Annotated in this window: 25 protein-coding genes; 9 read left to right on the top strand and 16 right to left on the bottom strand. The window is 66.9% G+C overall.

Translation table 11 applies throughout. The features are described from left to right. The first annotated feature begins 567 nt into the window (after positions 1-567). From ACP59X_RS11830 to ACP59X_RS11820, 3 genes are all read left to right on the top strand, one after another. Positions 568-1266 carry a LexA family transcriptional regulator gene (locus tag ACP59X_RS11830; RefSeq protein ID WP_428558463.1) on the top strand — a complete coding sequence of 233 codons (699 nt, stop codon included), beginning with the start codon at positions 568-570 and terminating at the stop codon, positions 1264-1266. Positions 1267-1530: 264 nt separating this feature from the next. Further along, positions 1531-2202 carry a LexA family transcriptional regulator gene (locus tag ACP59X_RS11825; protein ID WP_428558461.1) on the top strand — a complete coding sequence of 224 codons (672 nt, stop codon included), beginning with the start codon at positions 1531-1533 and terminating at the stop codon, positions 2200-2202. 218 nt (positions 2203-2420) lie between these two features. Further along, a complete protein-coding gene (locus ACP59X_RS11820; RefSeq protein WP_428558459.1) occupies positions 2421-3068 on the top strand; it encodes a hypothetical protein in 648 nt (215 codons plus the stop codon). 117 nt (positions 3069-3185) lie between these two features. Here the strand turns inward: ACP59X_RS11820 and ACP59X_RS11815 are convergent, their stop codons facing one another. Both ACP59X_RS11815 and coaE read right to left on the bottom strand, forming a co-directional pair. Further along, a complete protein-coding gene (locus ACP59X_RS11815; RefSeq protein ID WP_428558457.1) occupies positions 3186-3911 on the bottom strand; it encodes a rhomboid family intramembrane serine protease in 726 nt (241 codons plus the stop codon). Further along, positions 3908-5563 carry a dephospho-CoA kinase gene (coaE, locus tag ACP59X_RS11810; RefSeq protein ID WP_428558455.1) on the bottom strand — a complete coding sequence of 552 codons (1656 nt, stop codon included), beginning with the start codon at positions 5561-5563 and terminating at the stop codon, positions 3908-3910. Before coaE ends, ACP59X_RS11815 begins: the two co-directional genes overlap by 4 nt. 115 nt (positions 5564-5678) lie before the next feature. Here coaE and ACP59X_RS11805 point away from each other — a divergent pair, with 115 nt between their 5' ends. Next, complete coding sequence (locus ACP59X_RS11805; RefSeq protein WP_428558453.1) at positions 5679-6653, top strand: MDR/zinc-dependent alcohol dehydrogenase-like family protein; 975 nt, start codon at positions 5679-5681, stop codon at positions 6651-6653. Positions 6654-6765: 112 nt separating this feature from the next. On the opposite strand, the gene ligA is transcribed toward ACP59X_RS11805, so the two are convergent. From ligA to uvrB, 5 genes are read right to left on the bottom strand one after another with little or no spacing between them, the layout of a single operon-like run. Further along, the gene (gene ligA / locus ACP59X_RS11800; protein ID WP_428558450.1) at positions 6766-8865 is read right to left on the bottom strand and encodes an NAD-dependent DNA ligase LigA; all 2100 of its coding nucleotides are present in this window, start codon (positions 8863-8865) and stop codon (positions 6766-6768) included. After that, complete coding sequence (locus ACP59X_RS11795; RefSeq protein WP_428558447.1) at positions 8862-10427, bottom strand: glycosyltransferase; 1566 nt, start codon at positions 10425-10427, stop codon at positions 8862-8864. The genes ligA and ACP59X_RS11795 overlap by 4 nt, the downstream gene beginning before the upstream one ends. A gap of 9 nt (positions 10428-10436) precedes the next feature. After that, positions 10437-11183 carry a glycosyltransferase family protein gene (locus ACP59X_RS11790; protein ID WP_428558445.1) on the bottom strand — a complete coding sequence of 249 codons (747 nt, stop codon included), beginning with the start codon at positions 11181-11183 and terminating at the stop codon, positions 10437-10439. Then, positions 11180-12238, bottom strand: coding sequence for a potassium channel family protein (locus ACP59X_RS11785; RefSeq protein ID WP_428558442.1), 1059 nt, complete (start codon positions 12236-12238; stop codon positions 11180-11182). The genes ACP59X_RS11790 and ACP59X_RS11785 overlap by 4 nt, the downstream gene beginning before the upstream one ends. 2 nt (positions 12239-12240) lie before the next feature. Then, positions 12241-14295, bottom strand: coding sequence for an excinuclease ABC subunit UvrB (gene uvrB / locus ACP59X_RS11780; protein WP_428558440.1), 2055 nt, complete (start codon positions 14293-14295; stop codon positions 12241-12243). Between the two features lie 115 nt (positions 14296-14410). Between uvrB and ACP59X_RS11775 the strand changes: the two genes are divergently transcribed. From ACP59X_RS11775 to ACP59X_RS11765, 3 genes are all read left to right on the top strand, one after another. Then, positions 14411-14896 carry a hypothetical protein gene (locus ACP59X_RS11775; protein WP_428558437.1) on the top strand — a complete coding sequence of 162 codons (486 nt, stop codon included), beginning with the start codon at positions 14411-14413 and terminating at the stop codon, positions 14894-14896. 67 nt (positions 14897-14963) lie between these two features. Next, positions 14964-15548: an LOG family protein gene (locus tag ACP59X_RS11770; RefSeq protein WP_428558435.1), complete on the top strand. Its 585-nt coding sequence runs from the start codon at positions 14964-14966 to the stop codon at positions 15546-15548. 76 nt (positions 15549-15624) lie between these two features. Further along, complete coding sequence (locus tag ACP59X_RS11765) at positions 15625-15816, top strand: hypothetical protein (RefSeq protein ID WP_428558433.1); 192 nt, start codon at positions 15625-15627, stop codon at positions 15814-15816. A gap of 18 nt (positions 15817-15834) precedes the next feature. On the opposite strand, the gene ACP59X_RS11760 is transcribed toward ACP59X_RS11765, so the two are convergent. From ACP59X_RS11760 to ACP59X_RS11720, 9 genes are all read right to left on the bottom strand, one after another. Beyond that, positions 15835-16302: a PaaI family thioesterase gene (locus ACP59X_RS11760; RefSeq protein ID WP_428558431.1), complete on the bottom strand. Its 468-nt coding sequence runs from the start codon at positions 16300-16302 to the stop codon at positions 15835-15837. A 183-nt stretch (positions 16303-16485) separates the two neighbouring features. After that, positions 16486-17178 (bottom strand): leucyl/phenylalanyl-tRNA--protein transferase, encoded by a 693-nt coding sequence (aat, locus tag ACP59X_RS11755; RefSeq protein WP_428558430.1) that lies wholly within the window; start codon positions 17176-17178, stop codon positions 16486-16488. A 183-nt stretch (positions 17179-17361) separates the two neighbouring features. Next, positions 17362-19659, bottom strand: a complete 2298-nt coding sequence (clpA, locus tag ACP59X_RS11750; protein ID WP_428558429.1) for an ATP-dependent Clp protease ATP-binding subunit ClpA — start codon at positions 19657-19659, stop codon at positions 17362-17364. Beyond that, positions 19660-19962 (bottom strand): ATP-dependent Clp protease adapter ClpS, encoded by a 303-nt coding sequence (gene clpS, locus ACP59X_RS11745; RefSeq protein ID WP_428569878.1) that lies wholly within the window; start codon positions 19960-19962, stop codon positions 19660-19662. Positions 19963-20194: 232 nt separating this feature from the next. Next, complete coding sequence (locus ACP59X_RS11740; RefSeq protein WP_428558428.1) at positions 20195-20794, bottom strand: class IV adenylate cyclase; 600 nt, start codon at positions 20792-20794, stop codon at positions 20195-20197. 73 nt (positions 20795-20867) lie between these two features. After that, complete coding sequence (gene hypD / locus ACP59X_RS11735; RefSeq protein ID WP_428558427.1) at positions 20868-21959, bottom strand: hydrogenase formation protein HypD; 1092 nt, start codon at positions 21957-21959, stop codon at positions 20868-20870. Beyond that, positions 21946-22173 carry a HypC/HybG/HupF family hydrogenase formation chaperone gene (locus ACP59X_RS11730; RefSeq protein ID WP_428558426.1) on the bottom strand — a complete coding sequence of 76 codons (228 nt, stop codon included), beginning with the start codon at positions 22171-22173 and terminating at the stop codon, positions 21946-21948. Before ACP59X_RS11730 ends, hypD begins: the two co-directional genes overlap by 14 nt. Positions 22174-22289: 116 nt before the next feature. Beyond that, positions 22290-23043, bottom strand: a protein-coding gene (locus ACP59X_RS11725; RefSeq protein WP_428558424.1) for an IS5 family transposase whose coding sequence is annotated in 2 segments (ribosomal slippage) — positions 22290-22716 and positions 22715-23043 — 756 coding nt in all. Because the reading frame shifts where the segments join, the coding sequence is not laid out codon by codon here. A 54-nt stretch (positions 23044-23097) separates the two neighbouring features. After that, positions 23098-23454 carry a hypothetical protein gene (locus tag ACP59X_RS11720; protein WP_428558422.1) on the bottom strand — a complete coding sequence of 119 codons (357 nt, stop codon included), beginning with the start codon at positions 23452-23454 and terminating at the stop codon, positions 23098-23100. A 120-nt stretch (positions 23455-23574) separates the two neighbouring features. Here ACP59X_RS11720 and ACP59X_RS11715 point away from each other — a divergent pair, with 120 nt between their 5' ends. Next, the gene (locus tag ACP59X_RS11715) at positions 23575-24219 is read left to right on the top strand and encodes an HDIG domain-containing metalloprotein (RefSeq protein WP_428558419.1); all 645 of its coding nucleotides are present in this window, start codon (positions 23575-23577) and stop codon (positions 24217-24219) included. Further along, positions 24182-25096, top strand: a complete 915-nt coding sequence (locus tag ACP59X_RS11710) for a D-alanine--D-alanine ligase family protein (RefSeq protein ID WP_428569768.1) — start codon at positions 24182-24184, stop codon at positions 25094-25096. The genes ACP59X_RS11715 and ACP59X_RS11710 overlap by 38 nt, the downstream gene beginning before the upstream one ends. Positions 25097-25177: the final 81 nt, after the last annotated feature.

Here is a 25177-nt window from a genome sequence, read left to right as displayed (position 1 = left end):
ATTTATTTGACAAAGGGGGGAGTGTTTCGTATGCATTTCATTCCCCTCTGCTGGAGGCCGATACTGAGGGCCGGGCAGTACAACTACTATCCTGGCGGGGGGTTAGCGCGGAGAGGACTGCGATGTGCCTTACTGTGCCGCCGGAGGAACCGGCAGCGGCATTTCCGGGCGCATCCAGGAGTCCGAACAAAGGGTTGTTCATAAAATTAGGCTAAAATAAACATATACTAATATACGCCGAACGAATCACTCAAATTTTCAATTCACGAGCCCCTTGTCGTATGGTATCAGGAAGGCTTGACGATGGAGTGGTTTGTAATCAAAGTGACGCAGCGAAGAAATGTGCCCTTCGCAAAAGAGCATGTTCGGCTGTGACATTCCAAAATGGACAACCATCACTGACAACTTTTGGGCACAGGACAGCGCGCCTTGACCTGATTGCATACGGTACAGGGAATTGGCCCGACTGGATACAGTGCCCATAGTATGACGCCATGACGTTCGCGACCTACTGCCGTCGTTTGCGCTTCCCCTATCGCCACGGCGAATGCAATGACAGGAGGATTCATGACTGAAATCGATACCCAGGAAACCGGCAACCGTTTCGATGAGGCCTTTGAGCGCATCAAGAAATCCACCGGCATGCGCACGCAGGTCGAGATCGCGAAACTGCTCGACATCCGGCAATCCAGTATTTCCGACGCCAAGCGTCGCCAATCGATTCCCGACAGTTGGCTGATCAAGCTGTATCAGATCTACAACCTCAATCCCAACTGGATCATCGACGGTGAATCGCCGCAGTTTCTGGGGGAACAGCGCGGCGGCGCCCTGTCCGTCCGGGATGCCGGCGATGTCTACGGCCGCAAACCCAAACACTATCAGGCACCGGTCTGCGCCATGTCCCTGTCGCCCCAGAGCCAGGGCGGCTGGACGGAAACCCCGGTCGAGACCGTGACCGTTCCCGAGCAGTTCCACCGGCCGTCCCTGCTGGTCGTGCGCATGGACGAAAGCGACATGGAGCCCCTGATCGGGCGCGGCGCCCTTGTCGGCATCGACAAGGAACGCAAAACCATCCGCTCGGGCGGTTTGTACGCCTTGGACATGCCTGTCGAAGGCCTCGTCATCAAGCGCCTGCTTCACGATGCGGAAAACGGCCGCTTCCTTTTGCGGTCGGACAATCCCGCCTTCATGGATCAGACCATCGCCGCCGACGCTGTCGTGGAACGCGTCATCGGCCGGGTGGCCTGGGTTTTCCAGGAAATCTGATCCCGCCCACTGCCTTCCTCGACGCCTGGGGTGCCGCACCAACCCAGGCGCGAGGGAGACCCAGCCCACCCTGGCCTGCCATGCAGGCCACAGAAGTTACAGACCGAAACTTTCTCAATTGCGTATCCACCAGTCCGCAGCGAAGAACCGCATTGACGCAGTGCGCAAAGCGTTGTATGTCCTTTTCATAAAATAACGAATTAATTGTCTTTATAGGCGCTTTTATGTAGTTGCCCGACAACATGCTGCCGGACCGGAGGACCTGTGAAGCCAGATTCCTTTGATGACGCTTACGCCAGAATTCAAGCCGCAACCCGGACGCGCACGCAAACTGAAATAGCCAATCTCCTTGGTATCAAGCAATCCAGCATTTCCGACGCCAAAAAGAAGAACACCATCCCCGATGGCTGGCTTGTCACCCTCTATCGTTCCATTGGCCTCGAGCCGGATTGGGTCCTGTACGGCCAGGAACCGGTTTCGCGCCGCGAGGGGTTCTGCCTTGGCCACGCCGTGCGCGAATCCCTCAGCGATTATGCCAGCGCCACGATCAAGGCCACTGTGTACGCCATGAGCCGCATCGATCCCCAAAGCGGGGGCTGGCAGCGGGAAGGCATCGAGAGCATCCCCATTTTCGACCAGCTCAACCGTCCCCACCTCCTGGTCGTCAAAATGGACGGCATGAGCATGGAACCGGTCATCCGCCGCGGGGCCTACGTCGGCATCGACTGCGACGATACCCGCTTTCGCAGCGGCGAGGTCTATGCCTTGGAAATCCCTGGGGAAGGCCTGGTCATCAAACGCATCGTCCGGGACATGGAAGCCAAACGGCTGGCACTGCTCTCCGACAACCCGGCCCATCAGGCCCAGAATTTCCCCTTGGAAAACCCAGATCTTCGCGCCGTAGGCAAGGTCGTGTGGATCATCCAGGAAATCTGACACACCGCTCCCGTTTTTTCCCTCGGGGCCACCGCACCGGATACACCTGTCCGGGACAGCGGTGTTGCCTCCCCTGCCTGCCGGCTCGATCAGTCACGCCATTTGTCACGCCGATACCGCATACTATCTGGCGACATTTAAATTGATTAGCCTGTAATGCGGAGAAAATATTTACATGCATATAAAATGGGCCTATGATTTTTCCCATAGGAGCATGCATGGGACACGATGTGCAACATCCGATGCTGGCGCGCCTCAAACTGGCCCTTGAAGCCAAGGGGGAATTCAAGGCTGCCAGGCGGCTCGACTTGGCCGCGCTCTACTACCCGCAGGAAAACCAGGCCGGCGTGCGCTCCCTGGTGCTGCGGCATTGCCGGGAATACGGCCTGGCCCCGGAGGATATCGCCGGGCAGGACCTGGCCCACCCCGCGCCCGGCCGGGTCACCCTGACGCCGGTCTTCGCCATGGCCAGCACCAATCCGCGCACCGGCTGCTGGCGGCTCGACGAGATCGAACGCATCGCCCTGTCGTCCCATCTGCTCGGCCCCACCCGCTTCGTCACCCGCATGGACAGCCGAGCCCTGGAACCACGCATCCGCCTGGGCGCCTACCTGGTCGTGGACACGGCCCAGGACCTCCCCCCGGCCGCCTCCCACGCCCAATTGCCGCCCGAGGCCGAGGGCACGCCCTTCGCCATGGACATCAAGGACGAAGGGCTTGTCGTGCGCCTGACGCGCTATGACGCCGGCCACGATAGCTGGGAACTGGCCGCCCTGGACCAAAGCGTGCCGCCCATGGTCGTCCCGCGCCAAAACGAAGGCTGTCGCCTGGTCGGCCGGGTGGTCTGGGTGGCCCAGGAGTTCTGAGGCGGACCGTCCGCTCGGGTCACGTCCTCGAAAAAAGCTTGTGCTTATCCCGCTACAACACCTGAGAACAATTATTTTTTTGAAAAAATACCCTCGTATTGTTTCACAGACGCCACGCTAGGCGTCCCGGTCGTAGCGCCGGTTGCGCGGATCGAAGCAGAACCGGCAGCCCGGCGGCAGGAACAGCCGCACCAGGGCCAACCCCGCCACGAAGCCGCCGGCATGAGCCCAGAAGGCCACGCTCGTGGCATCGTCGCCGCCCACCGAACCGGACAGGCCGGACAGGAGCTGTATGCCGAACCAGATGCCCAGAAAGACCACGGCCGGCAGCTCGATGATCCAGGGAATGATGATGATGGGGATGAGGGTAACCACCCGTGCCCGGGGAAAGAGCCGGAAATAGGCCCCCATCACCCCGGCGATGGCCCCGGAGGCGCCGATGACCGGCACCGTGGCGTTCCAGTTGAACAGGACATGGGCCAAGGCGGCCAGCAGCCCGCACAGCAGGTAGAAGACCGTGAAGCGCAGGGGGCCGAGGGCTTCCTCCACGTTGTCGGCGAATATCCACAACACCCACATGTTCAGCAAAAAATGCAGCCAGCCGCCGTGCAGGAACATATAGGTGACAAACGACTCCAGGCCGCCCTCGGGATAGCCCATGGCCAGGGCGTAGGCCGGATCGGTGTAGCGGGCCGGCACCACGCCGTAGATGTGCAGGAACTCGAACAGCACCGGCTCGGGCAGCAGTTGCTCGAACAGAAACAGCAAGGTGCAAAGCCCGACAAGGGTCCAGGTGACCAGGGGCCGTCGCGAACGCGGCACGTTGTCGCGCAGGGGAATCACCGGCTCTCCCCGGCCGGGACGTCCGGTTTTCCGGCATAGCCCTGGGCGAGGAGCCAATCGTGGCGTTTCCGGACGTCCCGGCGGCGCATGTCCAACAGCGTGTCCAGGACCTGGCGCGCCTTGGCCGCCAGTGCCTCCGGCCCGGCGTCGTTGTCCACCACCATCCGGCAGCGGGCGAGCTTTTTTTCCTCCGGCCACTGCCAGCCATCCATGCGGTCGATCAAGGCGTCGTCCCAGCCCCGGCTGGCCGTCAGCCGCTGGCGGCGGGCCTGCAACGCACAACGAACCCCAACAACGAGGTCCACGGCCTCGGCCACCGGCCAGCCCGATTCCAAAAGCAGCGGCACCTCGGCAAAAGCCGCCCTGGCCTGGGCGTTGGCCGCGAAAAAGGCCTCCATATCCCCCCGCACCAGCGGATGCACCAGGGCCATGACCTCCCGGCGCATGGCTTCGCTTTCGAGGATCGCGGCCAGAAGCCAGTTTTTGTCCACCGAGCCGTCGGCGGCCAGGGCCTTTTCCCCGAACCGGCCGGCCAGCATGTGCGCCCCGCCGCCGCCCGGGGCGTAGAGCGCCGCCACGGCCGCGTCGGCGGAAAACGTCGGATAGCCGGCTTCAGCCAAGGCCCCAAGCACCGTCGACTTGCCGCAGCCCGGCAGGCCGACCAGGCCCACGCGCTGGGTCCGGCGGCCAAGCAGCAGCAACAGCCGCCAGAAATCCGGCGGCGGCGGGCAGCGAAACGACAGGGTGCGGCCATTGGCCGGATGGGCGAAGGCGAGTTTCCAGGCATGGAGCATCTGCCGGCCGGCCAGGCGGGCCTCGGGGCCGCCCCGGCGCGTCCAGAGGGCATGGGGCGTGGCGCCGTAGACCGTGTCGCCGACGATGGGATGGCCCAGGGCCGCCAGGTGTACCCGGATCTGGTGGGTGCGGCCGGTGAAAATTTCCACCTCCAGCAGGCTGGCCGCGCCGTCCGGGGCGGTCCAGGCCAGCTTCCAGCGGCTTCTGGCCTCGCGCCCGCCCTTGTGGGCCACGGCCATCTTGTGCCGGTGCCGGGGGTCGCGGCCGATGGGCAGGCGGATGTCGCCGCCCGTGCCCTCGGGGCGGCCGTGGACCAGGGCCAGGTAGGTCTTGCGGACCTTTCTGGCGGCGAAATCGGCGGCCAGGGCCAGCCGGGCCGGCTCGGTCAGGGCCACCAGCAGCAAGCCGCTGGTGTCCTTGTCCAGGCGGTGCACGATGCCCGGCCGCTCGCCGCCCAGGTCGCGCAGGGCCGGGAAATGGTGCAGCAGGCGGTTGACCAGGGTGCCCTCGGGCAGGCCAGGGGCCGGATGCACGGTCAGCCCGGCCGGCTTGTCGAGCACGATGAGCTGCTCGTCGCGATACAACAGCCCCAGGCTGCCGGATTCCGCCGCCGCCTGGCCGGGTTTTCGCGGAATCCCGATGGCCAGCTTTTCGCCGCCGCGCAGCTTCGTGCCGGCCTTGCGGCAGACCGCCCCGTTGAGGCTGGCCAGGCCCTCGTCGATGGCGGCCTGAATGCGGGCGCGCGTCACGTCTTGGCCGGCCAGTTTGGCGCACCAGAACACATCCAGGCGCACCCCCGGCCCGCCGTCCGTTTCGGGATCGAACACCGCTTCCAGCCGCAAATCCGTTTCGGTCATGTCTGTCGGACCCTATCCTTCGCAAGGCCTGCGCCCTCGCGGCAATTGAGCATGGTTCGTGAATCAGTTAGGCTGTTTTATTCCGTTGCGCCAGCCATAAGCAAGGAGGTGCCCTATGCGGGCCGCGACCTTTTCCGATGGGGCCGTCCGCCTGGTCGAACGCCCGGCGCCCGTGCCGGGGCCGGGCGAAGTCCGCATCGCCGTGACGCTTGCCGGTATCTGCAACACCGACATCGAGCTGCTGAAGGGCTACATGGGTTTTTCCGGCATCCCGGGCCACGAATTCGTCGGCGTGGTCGATACCGCTCCGGAGCATCCGGAACTGCTCGGCCGGCGGGTCACGGCGGAAATCAACCTCGGCTGCGGCGACTGCCCCACCTGCCGCACGTCCGGCCCCCGCCACTGCCCCAACCGCACCACCCTCGGCATCGCCGGCAAGGACGGCGCCTTCGCCGACTACCTGACCATGCCGGCCGCCCTGCTCCATCCCGTGCCGGACAACGTCGGCGACGCCGCGGCCGTTTTCGTCGAACCCCTGGCCGCCGCCCTGGAGCCGGGCCAGCAGCTCCACCTGCGCGCCGACATGTCCGTCCTGGTCCTTGGCGACGGCAAGCTCGGCATCCTGTGCGCCTGCGCGTTGCGCCGGCTGTGCCCGGGCCTCGTCCTGGCCGGGCGCCACCAGGCCAAGCTGGCCATCGCCGCCGGCCAGGGCGTGGCCGTGCGCCGGGCCGACGTGGCCGCCCTGCGCCGGGAATTCGGCCGCTTCGACGTGGTCATCGAGGCCACGGGCCGGCCCGAGGGCCTGGCCGACGCCCTGGACCTCATTCGGCCGGAAGGCACGATCGTGCTCAAGACCACGACCTTTGCCGCCACCCCCGTCAACATGGCCCGGGTGGTGGTTGACGAGATCACGCTTCTCGGCTCGCGTTGCGGCGATTTCAGGCTGGCCACGGCCTACCTGCGCGACGGGCTGGTGGACGTCGCACCCCTCGTCGAAGCGACCTATCCCTTCGACGCCTTTCCCGAAGCCCTGGCCGCCGCCTCGCGCCAGGGGGCCATGAAGGTGCTGGTGGATTTGCGGCGGCGTTGACGGGGAAAGACACAGAAGAGGCCTCCGGCGGCCAGGAGGGGGTGACCCCCTCCTGGACCTCCCCGATGGGGGGATTGAAGCCCCGGGCCGGCAACAGTGTTCGGTGCCAAGGTTAGGTGTCGAGGAGGGATTTGCGGGTCTGGATTGTCAGGCCGGTGTTGGCGAGCAGTGCGTGAAATTCGTCGGGCGACAGCACCGTCACGCCGAGATCCCGGGCTTTCGCCAGCTTGGAGCCGGGCTCGGCCCCGGCCACCAGGTAGTCGAGCTTTTTGGATACCGCCGACACCACCCGGCCGCCGGCCGCTTCCACCAGGGCCTGGGCCTTTTCCCGGGACAGGTCCGGCAACGTGCCGGTAAAAAGGAATTTCTTTCCGGTCAGGGCCGTCGTCTGGGCCGGCGTCGCCGGCTTGGGCGTCGCCACGGGCCACAGGCCGATGGCCTTGAACCGGGCGAGCAGGGCGCGGTTGGCCGCGTTGTCGCAAAATTCCCGGATGGACCGGGCCACTTCCGGGCCGATGTCCGGCAGGGCGGTCAGGTCCTCGGCCGTGGCCGCGCCCAGGGCGTCGAGGTCGGTGAAATGCCCGGCCAGGGTGCGGGCCGTGCGCGTGCCGACCTGCGGAATGCCCAGGGCGGCGATGAGCCTGGGCAGGGTCGCCTTGCCCTTGGCCGCCGCCACGGCGGCCACGAAATTGGCCGCCGACTTCTCGGCCATGCGCTCCAGGGGCAGCAGGTCGGCTTCGGTGAGGTCGAACAGGTCGGCCGGCGTGCGCACCATGCCCTTGTCGATGAGCGTTTCCACCCACTTGTGCCCCAGTCCCTCGATGTCCAGGCCCGACCTGGACACGAAATAGGCGATGCCCCGGCGCAGCATGGCCGGGCAGGCCAGATTGACGCAGCGCCAGGCCGCCTCGCCCGGGGCGCGCACGGCCGGCGAGCCGCACGACGGGCAGCTATGGGGGAAGACGTATTCCTTGGCGCCCGGCGGCCGTTTCTCCGGCACCACCCGGACTACCTCGGGGATGACGTCCCCGGCCCGGCGCACCACCACCGTGTCGCCTTGCCGCAGGTCCTTGGCCCGGATTTCGTCCTCGTTGTGGAGTGTCGCCCGCGACACCGTCACCCCGGCCAGGGAGACGGGCTCCAGGATGGCCACCGGCGTGAGCACGCCCGTGCGGCCCACCTGGACGTCGATTTTTTCCAGCACCGTCTCGGCTTCGTGGGCCGGGAACTTGAGGGCCAGGGCGAAACGCGGGGCGCGCCCCGTGAACCCCAGCGCCTCCTGCAAGGCTAGGCTGTCGACCTTGACCACCACGCCGTCGATCTCGAAGGGCAGCTCCTGGCGCCGGGCGCCCATGGCCGTGAAATAGGGGTAGACGCCGTCCATGGCCACCACCCGGCCCTCGCCGGCCACGGGCAGGCCCAGGGAGCGCAGGCCGGCCATGACGGCGGAATGGGTCTCGAAGCCCGTGTGCGCCCCGCCGAAATCCATGGCCCCCACGGCGTAGGCGAAAAAGGTCAGCGGGCGCGAGGCGGAAACGGCGGAATCGAGCTGGCGCACCGAGCCGGCGGCGGCGTTGCGGGGGTTGGCGAAAACCTTGCCGCCCTGGTCGCGCTGGCGTTCGTTGAGCTCGTAGAAATCCTGGCGGGTCATGACCACCTCGCCGCGCACCTCCAGCAGGGCCGGCACGGGCAGCCCGGCCTTGGCGGCCTGGGGGCGCAGGTCCAGGGGCACGTTTCGGACCGTGCGCACGTTTTCCGTCACGTCCTCGCCCACTTCGCCGTCGCCGCGCGTGAGCGCCCCGGCATAGACGCCGTTTTCATAGATGATCTCCAGGGCCAGGCCGTCGAATTTGGGGTCGACCCAGAAGGAGCGGGAAAACGGCAGGCCCTCCTTTTCCAGCTTGTTGGCGGCCCGGGTGACGAAATCGAGCCACTCGGCCTCGCTCATGGCGTTGTCCAGGCTGTACATGGCCAGCCGGTGGGGCCGGGAGGCGAAGGCCGGCAGGACCGTGCCGCCCACGCGCCTCGTGGGCGAATTGGGGTCACCCAGTTCGGGATGGGCCGCCTCCAGGGCTTTCAGTTCCCGGTAGAGGGCGTCGTAGGCCGCGTCCTCGACTTCCGGGTCGTCGAGCACGTAGTAGCGGTAGTCGAGATGGTGAATGCGCTCGCGCAGTTGGCGCAGGCGCCCGGCGGCGTCTTGTTGCTCGCTCATGAAAGCTCCCCTCCTCCCTTGGCCTCGCGGCGGGAGAGCCAGATGGCTTTTTTGCGGATATCGGTCAAGAGCCGGGCGCGCTGTTCCCGGCGCAGGCGCCTCACGTCGCCGCTGTCGTACTTGCCTTGGAGCTTGAGCATATTGCCGTGGGCATTGGCCCCGGCAGCCCGTTTTCTGGCCGCATCCAGGCCGCTTGCCCGCTTGTGCCCCACGGCCAGGTGGCCCTGGTGGACGGCGAAACGCCCGGCCAGGGCCTGCCGCAGGTCGCGGTCGAAATCGTCGAACTGGGAGGGCGCGAAGCGGATGTCGAAATCGCCGCCCTCGGCCAGGGCCTGCCGGGTAAACAGGTGGCAGCAGCCGGTGACGCTGAGCGCCGGCCGGCAGTAGGCGAACTGCCCCAGGTCCGGGGCTTGCAGTTGCAGGTCCGAAGCGACGATCCCCTCTCCGGCCTCGGCCGGTTCGAGGAAAAATTCCGTGGCCTGCAACACGGCCGGCCGGCCGGCGTCGTGGATGCGGCAGCCGTAGGCCCCGGCCCCGGGAAAGGCGGCCACGGCCGCGCCCAGGCGAAGCGCCCAGTCCCCGGGCAGGGACACGTCGTCGTCCACGTAGGCGGCGAAATCGGCGGCCAACACCTCGGGCCGGTGCTTGAGCCAGTTGCGCCCGGCCGGGGCGCCCACGTTGACCGGCGCGCGCAGCGTCGTGAAGCGCTGCGCGCCCAGGCGCCCGGCAAAGGCGGCCAGGACGTCCGGCGTGGCGTCACTGGAGCCATTGTCCAGGGCGACGATGCGAAAACGTTCGGGCAGGTCGCTGGCGAGCAGGCCGTCCAGGGTCTGGGCCAAGGCTTCGGCCTTGTTCCAGGAATAGAGCAGGATGGCCAGTTCGCCGGCAAGGGGCGCCAGGGCCGTGTCGCGGCCCCGGGCCAGGTCGTGGAGCACGAGCAGGGCCTGGGCACACCAGGGAAAGCGGCGCAAGTAGGCGCCATAGGCGGCCAGCCCGGACTGGCGGCCGTCCAGGGCCAGGGCGGCCCGGGCCAGCAGCCAGTAAAGGCCCGGGCTGGCCGGCGCCTGGCCGAGGTTCGCGCGCCAGGCCTCGATGCGGGCCGCCTCGCCGCCGGCCAGGGCGGCCAGCCCCTCCAAGCGCGACCGCAGGGGCGCGGCCGCCTCCGGGAAAGCAGCCGCGATACGGTCGGCGACCTCCGCCCAGTCCCCGGTCCGCTCGGCCGCGGCCAGGGCGGCGCGCCAGGCCTCGCCCAGGACGTCGGCGGCGGCGGCGTGCAGGGCCAGGCGGTCGGCGGCGGGCAGATCGGCCGCGCCGGGCATGGCCAGTATCCCCCGGGCCAGGGCGGCGTTTGCCGGGTCCAGGTCGAAGGCCAGAAGCGTCGATTCCAGGCCCAGGCGCAAAAGCGTTGCCGTGTCGCCGCGCCCGGCGCCGGCGGCCCGCAGCGCCGCCAAGCCCGTTTGCGCCGCCGCCTTGCGGCCGAAGGTACCCATGAGCAGACGGTCGGCCAGCCCCTCGGGCAGGGCGTCGAAGACCGGCGGCAGGAAGAAGTCGTACGGTCCCATGCCCTCCTCCTACAGGCCTTCGGCCTCGGTCGTTTCCGTCTGCCAGGCCTGGAGGCGCGCCCGGTAGCCGTCGCCCAGGCGGGCTCGCAGATAGGCGGCCTCGTCCCGGGCGGCGGCTTCCAGGAAGCCCGGCACGGCCCGGGCGGCGGTGTGATGCCGGTGGCGCAGCGTCACCTGATGATCGACCACCAGGTTCCAGCCGGCGGCATGGGCTCGGGCGGCCAGCCACATGTCCACGCCGTAGCCGCGCGGGTTGTCGTCGGCGTCGAGGCCGCCCACCGCCTCCAGGCAGTCCAGGGAGACCAGCGGCGCCACGCCGTCCATGACCCGCACCAGCCTGTAGGCCCCGCCCGGCCGGGCGACCATCTGCGGATGGTAGGGGCTGGCCTCGAAGGCTGGCGAATAGAGCCCCACCGGGCCGTGGGCCGCCTCGATTCTGGCCAGCCGGCCCAGGGCCCGGCCGATATGGGGCGGACGCGAGGTGAACACGAGGTCGTTATTGAAAAACCAGACATGGCTGCGGCCCATGTCCCGGGCGGCCGCGGCGGCATGGGCGAAGGCCCCGGCCCAGAAGCGGTTTTCCGGCAGCCGCACCCAGGCGTCGGCGTAGGGCTCGGGCGAAGCGTTGTCCAGCACCAGCACCGGCACCCCGGCCGCCCCGGCCTTGGGTGCCAACTGCTCGTGCAGGCGGCGGGTCAGGCGGGCCTGGCCGTAGTGGAGGATGACCGCCACGGCCCGCACGGCAGAACCGCTCAAAGGATTTCCCGCAGCCCGTCCAGGTTGTCCTTGCTGCCGACCAGGATCATGGTGTCGCCGGCCTCCAGCACGGCCTGAGGCTGGGGATTGAAGATCATCTCGTCGTTGGCCTTCTTGATGGCGATGACGATGAGGTTGAAACGCGGCCGGATGCGGGCGTCGATGAGGTTCTGGTTGACGATTTCGGAATCCTCCCCGACTTGCAGCTCCTCCATTTGCAGGTCGATGGTCCCACTGCGGCCAGCCAGCTCCAGGAAGCTGGTGACCGTGGGCCGCAGCACCGACTGGGCCATGCGCACGCCGCCGTAGAGGTGGGGCACGAGCACCTGGTCGGCTCCGGCGCGCTCCAGGCGCTGGGAATGGCCCTGGGCGTCGGCCCGGGCCACGATGCGGATGGACGGGTTGAGCTGGCGGGCGGTGAGCGTCACGTAGACGTTGGCCGCCTCCTGGGTCAGGGCGGCCACCAGGGTCTTGGCCCGGGTCAAGCCGGCGGCGAGCAGGGTCTCGTCGGCCGTGGCGTCGCCCAGGACGTAGGGAATGCCCTGCTCGTCCAGGATGCGGATGATTTCGGGATTGTTCTCGATCACGACCGCGGCCACGTTTTCGGCCAGGATCTCCCGGGCGACGACGGCGCCGATGCGACCGTAGCCGCAGATGATGACATGATCGCTCAAGCTGTCGATGATCTTCTGCATGCGCCGCTTCCCCAGGTACTGTTGCAGCCGCCCTTCCACCAGCACCTGGGTGAAGGAGCCGACCAGATAGGCGAACGTTCCCACGCCCGAGACGATGAGCAGCATGGTCAGGATGCGCCCGTCGCGGGTCAGCGGATAGACTTCCTGGAAACCCACCGTGGAAAGGGTGATGACGACCTGGTAGAGGCTGTCGAAAAAGCTCCAGCCCTCCACCTGCATGTAGCCGAACACGCCCAGGCAAAAGACCGTGACCAGGGCGACCAGGCCGCCGATGAGCGGCCCCCACGAGCCCAGCCGATGGTGCAGCCGCACCGCCCGGCCGTGCAAGCGCAGCAGGCGCCGGGAGCGATGCTCCGCCATGTTCAGCCCATCTCCAGCAGCCTGGCCCGCAGCGCCGCTACCTGGTCGCGCAACTGCGCCGCTTTCTCGAATTCCAACGCCTTGGCCGCCTCGCGCATCTCCCGCTCCAGCATCTTGATTTTTTTCTCCAAGGCCTTCTTGGACATGTCGCCATAGTCGGCCAGCTCTTCCCGGGCGGACGCGGCCGCCCCGGGCCGGGCAGGGCCGCCCGAGTCGTAGCCGGCGGAGGCCCGGCCGGCGCCGGCCTGCCCCCCCTGGCCGTACAGGCTGTCCAGCACGCTGTCCATGCCCTTGATGATGGTGCGCGGCACGATGCCGGCCTCGGCATTGAAGGCCTCCTGCTTCTCGCGCCGCCGGGCCGTCTCCTCCATGGCCAGGCGCATGGAGCCGGTGACGACGTCGGCGTAGAGGATGACCCGGCCGCCGACATTGCGGGCCGCCCGGCCGAAGGTCTGGATGAGCGAGCGGACCGAGCGCAGGAAACCTTCCTTGTCGGCGTCGAGGATGGCCACGAGTGACACTTCCGGGATGTCCAGGCCCTCGCGCAGGAGGTTGATGCCGACCAGCACGTCGAACTCGCCCTGGCGCAGGGCCTTGATGATGGCCACGCGCTCCAGGGTGTCGATGTCCGAGTGCAGGTAGCGGGCGCGCACGCCCATGGCGTTGAAATACTGGTTGAGCTCCTCGGCCATGCGCTTGGTCAGCGTGGTGACCAGCACCCGCTCGCCCGCCGCCGCGCGCAGGCGGCATTCGGCCATGAGGTCGTCCACCTGGCCCTTGGTGGGCCGCACTTCCACCTCCGGGTCGAGCAGGCCGGTGGGGCGGATGATCTGCTCCACCACCACACCCTGGCTGCGTTGTATCTCCCAGTCCCCGGGCGTGGCCGAGACGTAGACGGCCTGGCCGATGCGGCCCAGGAACTCCTCGAAATTGAGCGGCCGGTTGTCCAGGGCCGAGGGCAGGCGGAAGCCGTAGTCGACGAGCGTCTGCTTGCGCGAGCGGTCGCCGGCGTACATGCCGCCGATCTGCGGCACGGTGATGTGGGACTCGTCCACGAACAGAATGAAGTCCTCGGGGAAGTAGTCGAGCAGCGTATAGGGCGGCTGGCCGGCCTGCCTCCCGTCGAGGTGGCGGGAGTAGTTCTCGATGCCGTTGCAGTAGCCGAGCTCCTCGATCATCTCCAGGTCCTGCATGGTGCGCATTTCCAGGCGCTGGGCGGCCAGCAGGTCGTTCGCCGCCTTGAGTTCGGTCAGGCGCAGGCGCAGTTCCTCGCGGATGTCGGCCACGGCCCGGTTCAGGTTGTCGCGGTCGGAGACGTAGTGGCTGGCCGGGAAGACGATGGCCTTTTCCATGGAGCCCAGGACCTCGCCGGTCAGCGGGTCGGTCTCCAGTATGGCTTCGAGCTCGTCGTCGAAAAATTCCAGGCGCAGGGCCCGATCGCGGCTGTAGGCCGGGATGAGCTCGATGACGTCGCCGCGCACCCGGAACACGCCCCGGTGGAAATCGTAGTCGTTGCGCTCGTACTGGATCTCCACCAGCCTCGCCAGCACCGCCTCCATGCCGGTCTTCGCGCCCACGGTGAGCGAAAGGACCATGCGTTCGTAGTAGTCGCGCGAGCCCAGGCCGTAGATGCAGGAAACCGAGGCCACGATGAGCACGTCGCGGCGGGTGAGCAGTGAATGGGTGGCGGCGTGGCGCAGCTTGTCGATGTCGTCGTTTATGGAGGCGTCTTTCTCGATGTAGGTGTCCGTGCGCGGCAGGTAGGCTTCCGGCTGGTAGTAGTCGTAGTAGCTGACGAAGTATTCCACGGCGTTTTTGGGGAACAGCCCCTTGAATTCGCTGTAGAGCTGCGCGGCCAGGGTCTTGTTGGGGGCCATGACCAGGGCCGGCCGGTTGAGCCTGGCCACCACCTGGGCCATGGAAAAGGTCTTGCCCGTGCCGGTGGCCCCGAGCAGCACCTGGCTCGGCAGCCCCTGGGACAGGTTGGCGGCCATTTCGTCGATGGCCCGGGGCTGGTCGCCCTGGGGGGTGTATTCGGATTCAAGCTGGAAAAGCATGGCGTTTTCTTGTACATCCCTGGGCAACGGAGCGGAAGCGAAATCCCCGGAGCATCCGCGGCGGCCCGTGTGCCGCCGGGCGGCCGGGGTTTGCCCGCCGCGCAAGGAGTAGCCCATGGAAATCGACGTCGTTCCGGCTGATTTCAACCTTCCCGTGGACCGGGCCTGGACCGTATCCATGGTGATCAAAAGCTTCAAGGGCCGCAAGGACGTCAACGTCCACCTGTTTCGCCCCGACTGGGACCCGGCGGAAGAGGACATCTACGACTGGGACGTGCTCACCGGCGACCCGGTGGAACCGGACCTGCCGGTCAGTTACGCCAGTTGCCGCCGCGTGCTGCTCGAATCCTTCACCGAGGCGGAGCGCGACGCGCTCATTGCGTACCTCAAGACCCGCTACAAGGACAAGCTGTCGGAAATCCACGCCTGCGCCCTCAATTTCCCCATTCCCCTGGGCCTGACGGCCTTGTCGGAACTGGCCGAGGGCAAGGATATCGGCTTCATCCAGTTCGACAAGATCCCCAACTACACCCTGCCGTTTCCGGTGCGGGGCTATTTCGACCTGAGCCAGCACAAGCCGATCATCGAAGGCCTCGATTAGCCCGATTGCCTCGTCGCCCCCCATCGGCCAGACCGGGGCCGCCTTGCGGCCCCTTGGAGCGTTTCGCATGCAGAGCGTGTGTGTTTTTTGCGGTTCGTCCTCGGGCTTCGACCCCGCCTATGTCGATGCGGCCAACGCCCTGGGCCGGTTGCTGGCCGCCGAGGGGTTGACGCTCGTCTACGGCGGGGCCTGCGTGGGGCTCATGGGGGCGGTGGCGGACGCGGTGCTGGCCGCCGGGGGCAAGGCGGTGGGCGTTCTGCCGGATTTTCTGCGCCGCAAGGAGTTGGCCCATCCCAAGCTGACGGAGCTGCATGTGGTGTCGTCCATGCACGAGCGCAAGGCGCGCATGGCCGAGCTGGCCGACGGCTTCATCGCCCTGCCGGGCGGCATGGGCACGCTGGAGGAGTTCTGCGAGATCATCACCTGGGCGCAGCTGGGGCTGCATAAAAAGCCCTGCGGCCTGCTCAACGTGCAGCACTATTACGACGCCCTGCTGGAATTCGTCTCGCGCATGGCGGACGAAGGTTTCCTGCGGGCCGAGCACAAGGGGCTGGTGCTGTCCCACGACAAACCCGGGGGCCTGCTGGCCGCCATGCGGTCCTTCGAGCCGCTGCGAGTGGAGAAGTGGGTGGACAGGAAGGAGAAGGCGTAAGCACCCTTGACTTTCCGACGGAACCGGCCCAGAAGCGGGCCGCCTGAACAGGCTTTGGCCTGAAGGAGGTTCCGCCATGCCCGACACCCGCGACACCGTGCCTGCCGCAAGCCGCCCCCGTTCCACCCAACCGGACTTCACGCCCCCCGCCTTCGACAGCCCCGAGGCGGAACTGGCCTACTACAAGGACGAATGCCGGCGCCTCAAGGCCATTATCGGCTTGCAGAAGCAGAAAATCCGCAGGCTCGTCGAGGCAAGCAAGGCCTAGCCCCCGGCCGTTCGCCGGTCAGCCCGAAACGGGTGGCTTGGCCCGCACAACGGCCTCAAAGCGCTCGGGCGGCAAAATGTGATACGTGCCCGTGGCCGTGAGGCAGACCACCCCGACGGCGTCGACCAGCTCGGCCACCATGTGGACCTTGGGGCCGTCCCGGCCGGTCACCCGGCAGGCGGCCCGCACCGGCGTCCCGGCTATATACAGCGGACGCCGGAACTTGAACCGCATGTCCGTGGTCACGGCCATCTCCCCGGTGTGCACGTAGCAGGCCCAGCCCATCAGTTCGTCGAGCAGCCCCATCTGGATCGCGCCGTGCAGGATGTCGCCCTGGCCGACGAAACGTTCTTCGGGCAGGTATTCCGTCGAGGTCTCGGCCGTGGCCTCATCGTGGTAGAACCTGAGGCCCAGCCCCTGCGGATTGTCCGGGCCGCAATAAAAGCAGCGCCCATCCGGATACGGCCTGGCGATTTCCCGTTTCATGCCCCGTCCCTTCCTTGTCTTGCCGCCACCCGGCCATAGCCGGGCGGATATTTTCCCAACCGCGCGATGCCGTCCGGCCGGTCCGGGGGTGCCCAGCCGTTGCCGGGAAACGGGCGGACATATCCCCAACCGGGCCTACCCTGGCCATGGCACCCCAAGCGTCCTCACCTCGGGCTTCCCCGGTCACGGCGCCCCGAACGTCCACGGCCCGGGCACGTCCCCGGACTCCCGAGCCGCTTCCAGGCGCCTGGTGAACTCGCCGCGCCGCACCTCCACCGCGCCAAAACGGCACAGGTGCCCGGTCGTCTGCTGGCAGTCGATGAAATGGAAGCCCAGCCGGTCCAAATGCCGGCACAGGCCGACAAACGCCACTTTCGAGGCGTCGGTTGCGGCATGGAACATGGATTCCCCGAAAAAGGCCTTGCCGATGGCCACGCCGTAGGCCCCGCCGACGAGCACCTCGTCCTGCCAGGCCTCGACGCTGTGGGCGATGCCGGCGGCGTGGAGCGCCTCGTAGGCCTCGATCATCTCTGGCAGGATCCAGGTGCCGTTACCGGCGGCGCGTCTGGCCCCGGCGCAGCCCCGGATGACGCCGGCGAAATCCGTGTCCAGGCTGAGGCGGAACGTGCCCGAGCGCAACGTCCGCTCCAGCCGGCGTGACACATGGACCTGGCCGGGGAACAGGATGGGCCGGGGGTCCGGCGACCACCACAGGATGGGGCTTTGCTCATCGTACCAGGGAAAAATGCCCCGGCGATAGGCGGCGACCAACCGCTCGGGGCACAAATCCCCGCCCACGGCCAAAAGCCCGCCGGGCTCGGCCAGGCTCGGCCGGGGAAAAAGCGTCGGCTCGTCGGTCAAAGCGAAAATCGGCATGCGCGTACCATCTGCAAGAACCAGAACCAAACAGCGTCCTGGTCGCATTCTGCCTGAGCCCCCTTCATGCGTCGGGCGGCGCGAGGCGGCAGGTCTTCCCTGCCGCCTCGCGCCGCCCGACGCCATCAAGGAGGGTCCGGGAGGGGGTTACCCCCTCCCGGCCGCCGGAGGCATTCGTCTTTTCTACTCCGCCTCGCCTTCCGTCGCCTCGGCCAGGGCCTTGCGCGGCGCGCGGCTGGCGAAGGTGAAGGTGAACAGTTCCGGGGCGCCGGCCGGCGCGGCGTCGATTTCCGCCTCGCCGCCCTTTTGCAGCTTGCCGAAGAGCATTTCCTGGGCCAGGGCGTCCTTGATCTCCTCCTGGATGACCCGGGCCAGGGGCCGGGCACCGTAGTCAGGATCGAAGCCCTTCTCGGCCAGCTTGGCCACGGCCGCCGGGGTCAGGCGCACGAACACCCGCTTCTCGGCCATCTGCGCGTTGAGCTCGCGCAGGTACTTGTGGACGATGCGGTCCATGATCTCCGGTGTCAACGGCTTGAACGACACGATGCCGTCCAGGCGGTTGCGGAACTCGGGGCTAAACAGCCGGTTGACGGCCTTGACGCCCTTGTCCGAGGTGTCCTCGCCGGCCTTGCCCGAGCCGAAGCCGATGCTCTTGGCCGCCATCTCCCGGGCGCCGGCGTTGGTGGTCATCAGCAGCACCACGTGGCCGAAGTCGGCCTTGCGGCCGTTGTTGTCGGTCAGCGTGGCATAGTCCATCACCTGGAGCAGAATGTTGAACATGTCCGGATGGGCCTTCTCGATTTCGTCGAGCAGCAGCACCGAGTAGGGGTGCTTGCGGATGGCGTCCGTCAAAAGGCCGCCCTGCTCGAAGCCGACATAGCCCGGGGGCGAACCGATGAGCCGGGCCACGGCGTGCTTTTCCATGTACTCGCTCATGTCGAAGCGCACGAAATGCACGCCGAGCACGGTGGCCAGCTGCTTGGCCAGCTCGGTCTTGCCCACGCCCGTGGGGCCGGCGAGCAAAAACGAGCCCGTGGGCTTGCCGGCGTTGGCCAGCCCGGCCCGGGAGCGCAGGATGGCCTTGGCGATGGCGTCCACGGCCTGGTCCTGGCCGAAGATGAGGTTTTTGAGCTCCCCTTCCAGGTTCTCCAGGCGGATCTTGTCCGAAGAAGTAACCCGGGCGGCCGGGATCTTGGCCATGGCGGCCACGACCTTTTCCACCTCGGCCACGCCGATGGCGCCCTTGGCGGCGGTACCGGCCAGCTTGCGCACGGCCCCGGCCTCGTCGATGACGTCAATGGCCTTGTCCGGCAGGAAGCGATCGTTGATGTGGCGCGAGGACAGCTCCACGGCCGAACGCAGGGCCGCCGGCGTGTAGCGCACGCCGTGGTGGCTCTCGTAGTAGCTGCGAAGCCCCTTGAGGATCTCCACGGCCTCGTCGATGGTCGGCTCGCCCACGTCGATCTTCTGGAACCGGCGCGACAGGGCCCGGTCCTTCTCGAAATGGTTCTTGTATTCCTCGTAGGTCGTGGAGCCGATGCAACGCAGCTTGCCCGAGCCCAGCACGGGTTTGAGGATGTTGGAGGCGTCGAGGGTGCCGCCGCTGGTGGCGCCGGCGCCGACGATGGTGTGGATCTCGTCGACGAAGAGGATCGCCCCGGGTTTCTGCTCCAGCTCGGACAGCACGCCCTTGAGCCGGGCCTCGAAATCACCCCGGTACTTGGTGCCGGCCAGAAGCGCGCCCATGTCCAGGGCGTAGATGAGCGTGTCGCGGAAGCTGTCCGGCACGTCGCCCTTGACGATGCGCAGGGCCAGGCCCTCGGCCAGGGCGGTCTTGCCCACGCCCGGGTCGCCGACGAAAATGGGGTTGTTCTTGCGCCGGCGCAGCAGCACGTGGATGGTGCGCGTGAGCTCGTTGTCGCGGCCGATAAGCGGATCGATCTCGCCCTTTTTGGCCTTGGCCACGAGGTCGACGGTGTACTGCTCCAGGTTGGACCCGGATTTGCCGGCGGGCTGGTCCTCGCCGGCGGCCCCTTCGGTCTGGCCCTGTTCGCGGCCGCCGCCGTGGGAGACGTACTCCAGCACGTCGAGGCGCGAGACGCCGTGGGACTTCAGATAGTACACGGCGTAGGAGTCTTCCTCGTCGAAAATGGCGGCCAGCACGTCCCCGACTTCCACCTGCTGCTTGCCCGAGGACTGCATCTGCATGATGGCCCTCTGGAGCACGCGTTGGACGCTGATGGTCTGCACCACCTCGGCATTGGCGTCCTGGGGCAGCGTTTCCATGTGGTCGGTGAAAAAACGCTCCAACTGGTGCTTCAGGCGCACCACGTTGGCCCCGCAGTGGACCAGGATGTCCCGGCCCGTCTCCTCCAGGAGCATGGCATAGAGCAGATGCTCCAGGGTCAGATATTCGTGGCTGCGGCGTTTGACTTCCTTGACGGCGCTGGTCAACACCTTTTCGAGTTTCTTGCTGAGCATTCAGACCTCTTCCATGCTGCATTTGAGCGGGTAGCCATGCTCCCGGGCCAGCCGGTGCACCAGGGAGACCTTGAGTTCGGCCACCTCGGCGGTGTACTCGCCACACACGCCCACGCCATTGTTGTGGACGTTCAGCATGATCTGCGTGGCTTCGTTTTCGTTTTTGTGGAACACGCCGACGAGTACCTGGACCACGAACTCCATGGTCGTATAGTCGTCGTTGTGCAACAACACCTTGTACCGCCGCGGCTCGCGCACGTCTTCTTCGACGCCGACGCCAATACCCGGCTGTTCCTGTTCCATGGGATGGCTCATGGGTCTGCCGTCACCTTTTCCCGTATGTCGGGGAAATCCGGGGCACTGCGCCCCATTTTCCATCTACCGCAAACATATAAGTCGCCGCCCGCGACTGTCGAGGGGGCGACCGTCGGTCGGCCACGACGGGCCGACCGCCTTGCATTCCATGAAAAGGGGTACGAAAAAACGCGGCCACTGACAACAGTATTGACAGCAGCCCGATATCGTTTGCTTTTGGCTAGGCGTCGCCGGACTCGGCCAAGGCCTCGCGGCGGCCCTGCGGCGTGAAGACGAAACTGTCGGCCGGGGGCAGGCCCGATGCGGCCAGATGGTCCTGGTAGAGGTCGTGGTAGGTCTTGGCCGTGGCCGCGGCCATGGAAAGGCCGAGGCTTGCGGCCGCGGCGGCGATGTCCGGGGCCGGGCCTTCGATCTCGACGAAGCGGCCGTAGGGCAGCCGGTCCAGGCACACGAGCACCGGCCCCAGGCGCCAGGTCTCCCGCACCTTTTCGTAGCGCAGGCGCGGCAGGTAGCCCAGCGCGGCGAAAATGGCCTCCAGGGCGGCCAGGTCGCCCACGCCGGTTTCGATCTCCCGGCGGATCTTGATTGCCGGGTTGCCCGGGACCGCCGCCGGCAGCTTGAGCGTCACCTTGCCGGCCGCGTCCCGGCGCAGGCGCAGGAGGATGTCGCGGCGGCGCAGGTCGCCGTCGGCCGTGTCCAGGACGATGTTTTCCTCGAACCAGCGCGACAGCCGCTCCCCGCCGGCGGCCGCAAGGGCCGCCCGCACCGGGGCAAACCCGTCCACGGCGAATTTCGATTCGATCTCGGCGGTGTCGGACACGGCGGACTCCCGGATGCCCGTAGCGGCCGGCAAAGCCCAGGCCAAGGCCCCGGCCGCGGTTGCGCAGGCAAGGCTACAGTTCGAGCTGGTACTTGTGGTAGGCGGCGCAGCCGCCTTCGGTGGAGACCATGCACGGCCCCACGGGCGTGGCCGGGGTGCAGGCCTTGTCGAAAAGCGGGCATTCGTTGGGGGCCATCTTGCCCTTGAGCACCTCGCCGCAACGGCAGCCGGCCAAGGGAGGCGATTCCTTGAGCGCCACGCCCGGCAGGTGCATGGCGTCGTAATCGGCGAAGGCCTCGCGGATGGTCAGCCCGCTGGCCGGGATGCGGCCCAGGCCCCGCCACAAGGCGTCGGCCGGGGCGAAGACCTCGTCCATGACGGCCAGGGCCACGGGGTTGCCGGCCTCGGCCACGACCCGGGTGTAGTCGTTTTTGACGGCCGGGGCGCCGGCTTTGCGCATGGCCACGATGTCGCGCAGGGCCGACAGGATGTCCAGGGGCTCGAAGCCCGTGATCACGGCCGGCACGCGGTATTTCTCGGCCACGAAGGCATAGGGGGCGGCGCCGATGATGGCCGAGACGTGGCCGGGCAGGAGGAAGGCGTCCACGTTGATGTCCGGGTCGGCCAAAAGCGCGGCCAGGGCCGGCGGCACGAGCTTGTGGAAGGACAGGACGCGGAAGTTGCGCAGGTTTTTCTCCCGGGCCAGCTTGATGGTCGCGGCCACGGCCGGGGCGGTGGTCTCGAAGCCGACGCCGAGGAAGACGACCGTGCGGCCGGGGTTGGCCGCGGCCAGGGCCAGGGCGTCCACGGGCGAATAGACCACTTCCACCCGGGCGCCGTCGGCCTGGGCCGTCTTGAGGTTGCGGCCCTTGGGGCCGGGCACGCGCATGAGGTCGCCGAAGGTGGCGAGGATCACGTCGTCGCGGCCGGCCAAATCGAGGAAGCAGGCCACTTCCGACTCGTGGGTCACGCACACCGGGCAGCCCGGGCCGGTTACGTGGGTGATGGTGGCGGGCAAAAGCCCGCGCAAGCCGGACTGGAAGATGGACACGGTGTGCGTGCCGCACACCTCCATGAACCGCAGGGGCGTGTCGGCCTCGTCGATGAGGCGGGCCAGCAGCGCCCGGCACAGGGCCGGGTCCTTGAAGGCCTCAAATGAGTTCAAGGTTGAGCCCTTCCTGGAAGAGCTTGATGGTTTCCAGGGCGTCCTCGCGGTCCAGGCGGCGGATGGCGAAGCCGGCGTGGACGATGACGAAGTCGCCGATGGCCGGCGCGGCGTCGATGAGCTCCAGGCGCACCTGCCTGGTGACGCCGCCGATTTCCACGTCGGCCACCTTGTCGTTAATCGCGGTGATTTCCATGGGCACGGCCAGGCACATAGGGCGGACTCCTTGGGAGGGGCTTGACGGCGGACGGCGCGTCCGGCGCGTCAGAGGTATATGCGCATCCCGGGCGGGCTTGTCAAAACACTTGGCCCCCTAGGTTGTGTAGACATTTACCGTAGCCAGACAGCTATCGCCGCCACATGGAGAAACGACAAGTATGCGATGGCCAGCTTGTCATATCGTGTGGCAATTCTCCTAAACTGTTTGATCTTATTGAACATGCGTTCGATCGCATTTCTTTCCTTGTAGATATGGCGGTCATAATCGCGAGGCATCTTCCGAAGAGAACGGGGCGGGATAACAGGCTCGGCCCCTTTCGATCTGATGGCATCAACGATAGCCTGCGAGTCATATCCCTTGTCTGCAAGCACAAAATCAGCTTGTTGATCTTCTATTAAAGGCAAAGCTTGATTATAATCCGATTCATTGCCACCTGTAAGGATAAATTTTGTTGGACAACCTAATGAATCAGTTGTAGCATGGACTTTCGTGGAGAACCCACCTTTTGATCTACCGAATTCCTGAAACTGCTGCCCCCTTTGCGCCAGCGGCATGTTGATGTGCCCGAACAATGGTGCTGTCAATCATAAGCCATTCCGTATCCGCATCAGCTGCTAAGGTGTTGAAGATCATTTGCCAGACGCCATTTTTTGACCATCGAATAAATCGTTTGTGTACTGTTGACCACTTGCCATAACAAGTAGGCAAGTCGCGCCATGGTGCTCCGGTCTTGGCCATCCACATCACCGCGTTAAGGAAAAGCCGATTGTCTTCCGCCGTTCTTCCTCTATCACCGGCTTTTCCGGGAAGAGCGTCCTTTATCTTGTCCCATTGCTCATCAGTAATGGTGTGTCGTAGCTCCATTGTATCCCTCCTGTAGAGAGGAATAGCATGGGACAGATCAAATGTCTACACGGCCTAGGCCACCTCCACGACCTCCAGGGCCCGGAAGCACTTGGGCGGGATGAGTTCCTGGTGCACGGCGAAGCGGGCCTTGGCCGCGGCCTTGTCCGCATCCTCGGCCGCCACCTCGATCTCCCCGGCAACCTCCTCCTCGACCTTGGTCCGGTAGGCCACCTCGAAGGTGCCGGGGGCGTCCAGGGCGCGGATGGTCAGGGGTTCGAAATGAAAATAGGGTTCGTCGGCCCGCTCATTGGGGTGCAACCGGGCCTGGGCCGCCAGCATGGCCTGGCCCTTGCCCTGGGCGCTGACGGTTTCCACGCCTTCCTTGTCCCGAAACAACCTGGTTTCGTAACGCACACGGTATGTTTTCATGACGCTTCCGGGCCAGGCGGGGGCCGGTCGGGCCTCCCTGGCCGTTGCTTTTTCCCGAGGGGTTGCTATCTACGCGGGCGACGGCACAACGTTTCGCCCTGCCCGTGACCGGTGTTTTCCATGCCCGAAGAAATCCCAGGCCCCATCACGACCCCGCCCGCCCCGCCTTGCGGGGAGGCCTGCCCGCCGGCCGATCCGCCCGCGGTCGGGCCCGTGCCCAGCGAAGCCCAGTGCCGGATGCTCTGGGACGCCTACGGCATGCTCCCAAACATCCGGGAACACAGCGAACTGGTGGCCTGCGTGGCCACGGCCCTGGCCGAGGCCGGCCGGGCGGCCGGGCTGCCGGTGGTGGTGGCCGCGGTGCGGGCGGCGGCCCTGCTCCACGACCTGGCCAAGACTTACACCATCCGTCACGGCGGCAACCATTGCCAGCTCGGCGGGGCCTGGGTGCAGGCGCTCACGGGCAACCCGGCCCTGTCCCAGGGCGTGGTCTGCCACGTGTCCTGGCCCGGGGCCATCGACTTGCGCGCCCATTTCCTGCCGCTCGTTCTGATTTACAGCGACAAGCGGGTCAAGCACAATCGGATCGTCACCCTGGAAACCCGTTTCGATGACCTGCTCGTGCGCTACGGCAAGACGGCGTACATCCGCGAACGCATCCGCGAATCCTTCCAACAGGCCGAGGCCATCGAACGCGCCCTGGCCCAAACGCTGGGCATAACACTCCATGAAAGTACTTTTGGTTGCGGGGGGCTGGTCGAGTGAGCGCGAGGTGTCCCTGTCCGGGGCCAGGCAGATCGCCAAGGCCCTGGAGACGCTCGGGCACGACGTCGTGCCCTGGGATTTTTCCGACAACTTCCCGGCCTTCGTCGCGGCGGCCAAGGCCTGCGATTTCGCGTTCCTGAGCCTGCACGGCGCCCCGGGCGAGGACGGCCTGCCCCAGGCCCTGCTCGACGCCGCCGGCGTGCCCTACCAGGGCACCGGGCCGGCCGGTTCGTTTCTGGCGCTGAATAAGGCCGCGGCCAAGCAGCTTTTCGCCGAGGCTGGGCTGGCCACGCCGCGCTGGGTGTTCCTGCCCGCGCCGCCGGCGCCGGGCTTCGCCCCGCACTTCCCCCTGCCCTGGTTCGTCAAGCCCGTCAGCGGCGGCTCGAGCGTCCATATGACCCTGGTGCGCGACCCGGCCGTCTTGCCGGGCGCCCTGGCCAAGGTCTTCGCCACCGGCGACGCGGCGCTGATCGAGGAAGGCATCGACGGCACGGAACTGACCTGCGCCGTCCTTGGCGAGACGGCCCTGCCGCCCATCCTCATCCGGCCCAAGGCCGGGGAATTTTTCGACTACGCCAGCAAGTACGAGCCGGACGCGGCCGAGGAGGTCTGCCCGGCGCCCATCCCGGCCGCCCTGACCGAGGAAATCTGCCGCATCAGCCTGGCCGCCCACAAGGCCCTGGGGCTTTGCGGCTACAGCCGGGCCGATTTCATGTTCGACGGCGAAACCCTCATGCTCCTGGAAGTCAACACCCTGCCGGGCATGACGCCGACGAGCCTGCTGCCCCGTTCGGCCCGGGTGGCGGGGCTGGATTTCCCGGCCCTGGTGGGCCGGCTGATCGAACTGGGGCTTGCGCGCCGGGCCAAGACGCCTTAATGGACCGCAACCGGCGCACGGCGGGCTTTACGCCGGCCCCGTTCCCCTATACGCTACCGGCGGCCGATTTTTCGCGGCCAA

The organism is Solidesulfovibrio sp. DCME (genome assembly GCF_049995385.1).
In the GTDB taxonomy this organism is placed as follows: Bacteria; Desulfobacterota; Desulfovibrionia; order Desulfovibrionales; family Desulfovibrionaceae; genus Solidesulfovibrio.
This window is presented reverse-complemented; position numbering and strand designations above follow the sequence as displayed.

What these genes read in the sequence shown, in the direction of transcription:
- ACP59X_RS11830 (WP_428558463.1), top strand. Translation starts at nt 568, where the DNA reads ATGACTGAAATCGATACCCAGGAAACCGGCAACCGTTTCGATGAGGCC.
- ACP59X_RS11820 (WP_428558459.1), top strand. Translation starts at nt 2,421, where the DNA reads ATGGGACACGATGTGCAACATCCGATGCTGGCGCGCCTCAAACTGGCC.
- coaE (WP_428558455.1), bottom strand. Translation starts at nt 5,563, where the DNA reads ATGACCGAAACGGATTTGCGGCTGGAAGCGGTGTTCGATCCCGAAACG.
- ACP59X_RS11805 (WP_428558453.1), top strand. Translation starts at nt 5,679, where the DNA reads ATGCGGGCCGCGACCTTTTCCGATGGGGCCGTCCGCCTGGTCGAACGC.
- ligA (WP_428558450.1), bottom strand. Translation starts at nt 8,865, where the DNA reads ATGAGCGAGCAACAAGACGCCGCCGGGCGCCTGCGCCAACTGCGCGAG.
- ACP59X_RS11795 (WP_428558447.1), bottom strand. Translation starts at nt 10,427, where the DNA reads ATGGGACCGTACGACTTCTTCCTGCCGCCGGTCTTCGACGCCCTGCCC.
- ACP59X_RS11785 (WP_428558442.1), bottom strand. Translation starts at nt 12,238, where the DNA reads ATGGCGGAGCATCGCTCCCGGCGCCTGCTGCGCTTGCACGGCCGGGCG.
- uvrB (WP_428558440.1), bottom strand. Translation starts at nt 14,295, where the DNA reads ATGCTTTTCCAGCTTGAATCCGAATACACCCCCCAGGGCGACCAGCCC.
- ACP59X_RS11775 (WP_428558437.1), top strand. Translation starts at nt 14,411, where the DNA reads ATGGAAATCGACGTCGTTCCGGCTGATTTCAACCTTCCCGTGGACCGG.
- ACP59X_RS11770 (WP_428558435.1), top strand. Translation starts at nt 14,964, where the DNA reads ATGCAGAGCGTGTGTGTTTTTTGCGGTTCGTCCTCGGGCTTCGACCCC.
- ACP59X_RS11765 (WP_428558433.1), top strand. Translation starts at nt 15,625, where the DNA reads ATGCCCGACACCCGCGACACCGTGCCTGCCGCAAGCCGCCCCCGTTCC.
- ACP59X_RS11760 (WP_428558431.1), bottom strand. Translation starts at nt 16,302, where the DNA reads ATGAAACGGGAAATCGCCAGGCCGTATCCGGATGGGCGCTGCTTTTAT.
- aat (WP_428558430.1), bottom strand. Translation starts at nt 17,178, where the DNA reads ATGCCGATTTTCGCTTTGACCGACGAGCCGACGCTTTTTCCCCGGCCG.
- clpA (WP_428558429.1), bottom strand. Translation starts at nt 19,659, where the DNA reads ATGCTCAGCAAGAAACTCGAAAAGGTGTTGACCAGCGCCGTCAAGGAA.
- clpS (WP_428569878.1), bottom strand. Translation starts at nt 19,962, where the DNA reads ATGGAACAGGAACAGCCGGGTATTGGCGTCGGCGTCGAAGAAGACGTG.
- ACP59X_RS11730 (WP_428558426.1), bottom strand. Translation starts at nt 22,173, where the DNA reads ATGTGCCTGGCCGTGCCCATGGAAATCACCGCGATTAACGACAAGGTG.
- ACP59X_RS11720 (WP_428558422.1), bottom strand. Translation starts at nt 23,454, where the DNA reads ATGAAAACATACCGTGTGCGTTACGAAACCAGGTTGTTTCGGGACAAG.
- ACP59X_RS11715 (WP_428558419.1), top strand. Translation starts at nt 23,575, where the DNA reads ATGCCCGAAGAAATCCCAGGCCCCATCACGACCCCGCCCGCCCCGCCT.
- ACP59X_RS11710 (WP_428569768.1), top strand. Translation starts at nt 24,182, where the DNA reads ATGAAAGTACTTTTGGTTGCGGGGGGCTGGTCGAGTGAGCGCGAGGTG.